This is a genomic window from Zhongshania sp., from assembly GCF_041623545.1.
GTDB lineage: Bacteria > Pseudomonadota > Gammaproteobacteria > Pseudomonadales > Spongiibacteraceae > Spongiibacter.
This window is the reverse complement of record NZ_JBFJWS010000341.1, coordinates 1-3,270: the sequence shown is the minus strand read 5'-3', so window position 1 is coordinate 3,270 and position 3,270 is coordinate 1. Positions and strand designations below refer to the sequence as shown.

The 3,270-nt window shown below is 51.1% G+C and carries 2 protein-coding genes and 1 pseudogene; 2 read left to right on the top strand and 1 reads right to left on the bottom strand.

Features of this window, described 5'->3' with window-relative positions; all coding sequences use genetic code 11:
* Positions 1-1,359, bottom strand: a 1,359-nt coding sequence (locus ABYT30_RS17520) for a glutamine synthetase III (RefSeq protein WP_373097766.1), incomplete at its 3' end; no start/stop codon positions are given.
* A gap of 288 nt (positions 1,360-1,647) precedes the next feature.
* Between ABYT30_RS17520 and ABYT30_RS17515 the strand changes: the two genes are divergently transcribed.
* Both ABYT30_RS17515 and ABYT30_RS17510 read left to right on the top strand, forming a co-directional pair.
* Positions 1,648-2,901 (top strand): NAD(P)/FAD-dependent oxidoreductase, encoded by a 1,254-nt coding sequence (locus tag ABYT30_RS17515; RefSeq protein ID WP_373097764.1) that lies wholly within the window; start codon positions 1,648-1,650, stop codon positions 2,899-2,901.
* Positions 2,902-2,988: 87 nt separating this feature from the next.
* A pseudogene (locus ABYT30_RS17510) lies at positions 2,989-3,270 on the top strand (hypothetical protein); the annotation flags it as partial.

Sequence of the window (3,270 nt, the reverse complement as noted above, 5' to 3'; positions counted from 1 at the left end):
CTTCAGAATCTGGCTCAAGCCCAGATCCATAAAGCCGCCGACCTCAGACTTCAATAACTTGCCTTCTTTAATATCATTAAAAACGCGCTCAAGCTGGTCGCCCAAGTAAACCGACAGAATTGCTGGTGGCGCTTCGTTCGCCCCCAAACGGTGATCGTTTGACGCAGAGGCGATAACGGCACGCAAAAGCGGTCCATAAAGGTGCGCGCCGCGAATTACTGCACCACAAAAGAGCAGGAAGTTAACGTTGTCGTGGGGCGTGCTGCCTGGGTCAAGTAAATTGCCCTGTGTCGCGTTACCAACAGACCAGTTTACGTGCTTTCCAGAACCATTTACGCCGGCAAATGGCTTTTCGTGTAGCAAACAAACAAAACCATGACGCTTGGCGGTCAATTTTAACAAGGTCATCAGCATTTGCTGGTGGTCAGAAGCAATGTTCGCTGCCTCATAATAGGGCGCGATTTCAAACTGCCCCGGTGCCACTTCGTTGTGGTGGGTCTTAGCTGGAATACCTAATTTATATAGTTTGTCTTCCAAGTCTTGCATAAAGACCTGAACCCGCTCAGGAATAGCGGCAAAGTAATGATCATCAAACTGCTGTCCTTTAGCGGGCGCAGCACCAAACAAGGTGCGACCGGCTAAGCTAAGATCCGGGCGGCTAGCAGCAAAATTAGCGTCAATCAGGAAGTATTCCTGCTCAGCGCCACAACTAGAGTTCAAGGTCGCAATTTCTTTCTCGCCCATCAACGACAACACGCGCTGACCAGCTTTATCCATTGCTGTATTTGAACGCAGCAGTGGGATTTTCTTATCCAGCGCTTCACCCGTCCAGCTCATAAATACGCTTGGAATCATCAAGGTAGAGCCATTATCGGTGTGCATAATATAGGCTGGGCTAGTTGGATCCCAAGCCGTGTAACCGCGGGCCGCATTGGTCATCCGCAGGCTGCCGTTAGGGAAAGAAGAACCGTCTGGCTCGCCTTTAATTAACAGGCTACCGGTAAATTCGGTTATCGCATGACCGTCAGAGTTCGCAATAATAAAGCCATCGTGCTTCTCTGCAGTGGCATTGGTCATGGGGTAAAAAATATGGGAGAAGAACTTAACGCCCTTACCTAAAGCCCAGTCCTTCATAGCCGCAGCAACAACATCAGCGGTTGCAGCATCAAGCGGGGAGCCTGTTTGCACAGCCTTTTTCATTGCCTTAAAAGCATTCTTGGAAAGGCACTGCTCCATCTTTGCAAGATTAAAAACATCGCTTGCCCAGATTTTACTGAGTGGCTCAGGCATCGATACGGCTTTAGGCGTACGATTAGTAATCTGGGAAATAGCTTGAACGCGCGCTTGATTGCGACTCATTAAGGTGACCTCGCCTTATAGAATATTAGGTAATGGGTATCACTTAAGTTGGCTGTAAGCCCGAAACTGAAATGACTGCCGTTGTGCTAGCAATAACTGCACCAGCTTAGCGCAATTCTTGCTAAATCGATAAAATATTAATTTACCAGCGCAATGACCGGCGCAGTATAGCGCTGGTAGCCACAAATACCAGCCACTCAGCACCTCCTAACGTCATCATATGCCGCAGACCGCAATTGCCGGTATACTGCGCGCCTCAAACTCATTACGAAATTTGGTAGCAAAATCGTGCGACTCGGCCAAAACCACTACGATGTGATCATTCTTGGTGCAGGCGCGTCTGGTTTAATGTGCGCCCTCACCGCCGCCCAACGGGGTCGAAGCGTGCTCGTGCTAGAAAAAGCCAATAAAGTCGGCAAAAAGATACTCATGTCCGGCGGCGGCCGCTGCAATTTCACCAACCACTTTGTGGAAGCCGACAATTTCATATCTGCGAACCCCCACTTCTGCAAAGCCGCACTCACTCGTTACACCCAGTGGGACTTTATCGCCATGGTCGAACGCTATGGCATTGCATATGAAGAGCGCAAACACAGCCAGCTTTTCTGCCTGGATTCGGCCAAGGACATCCTCAATATGCTCCTGGACGAATGCGCGCAGGCCGGCGCAGAAATTCGCAGCCACTGCACTATTGATAAAATCGCGCAGCTGCCAGAGCGAGTTCACTCTGACAAACACGAACAGGAAGACGGCCGCAGCCGCTATCAAATAGCACTGCACCAGGGGCAGGCGCCCGTGAAACTGGCCTGCCACTCCCTCGTTGTCGCCACGGGCGCTCTATCTATCCCCAGCCTTGGTGGCAGCGGACTCGGCTACGACATCGCCAAACAGTTTGGCATTGCACTTACCGAACGCCAAGCAGGTCTAGTACCGTTTATGTTCAGCGATGCCATGAAGCCCCTCTGCGAACGACTGTCCGGCCTAGCCCTTGAAGTAGAAGTGACTTGCAATCAGCGCCAATTCACCGAAAACCTACTCTTTACCCATCGCGGCATCAGCGGCCCAGTAATGCTGCAAATATCGAATTACTGGAACCCGGGTGACGAAATCATTCTTGATCTACTGCCCGGCTTCGACGGCCACACATGGCTACTCAATGCCAAACAACAACACGGTAAGAGCTTGCTGCGCAGTTTACTCACGCAAAAACTGTCAAAAGGTCTAGTGAATGAGCTGCAAACGCTGTGGTGGTCAGGCAGCGCCGAGTTACCACTCGCGAGCTACAGCGATAAACAACTCGCAGCAATTGCCGACAAACTGCACGGCTGGCGCCTCAAACCATCCGCAACTGAGGGCTACCGCACCGCCGAAGTTACCCGCGGCGGTGTCGACACCGATGCCATTAGCTCCAAAACCATGGAAGTAAAATCCCAGCCCGGTCTCTACTTTATTGGCGAAGTGCTAGACGTAACAGGTCATTTGGGCGGCTTTAATTTCCAGTGGGCGTGGTCGTCTGGCTATAGTGCAGGTCTTGTCTGTTAAATGGCGCTAAACCATTGATCAGCCACTTTCGCCTCACAATCATGGTAAAATCCCGCGCCTACCGACGACCGGATTGACAGCGTTTCTATGCTCAGACTCAGCGATATAAAACTACCCCTCCACCACGACGACGTCGAGCTACGCAGCGCTGTGCTCGCCAAACTGGCGCTGGCTGAGCATGAGCTTCTCGCTATACATATTTTCAAACGCAGTTATGACGCTAGAAAAAAGCACAATATCCTGCTTATTTATATGCTGGATATCGAGCTAACGGCCGATTCAGAACAACGAGTATTAGCACAATTTTCCGGCAAGCCTCATATCGGCCCCAGCCCCGACACCCAATACCACTTTGTTGGCCAAGCGCCT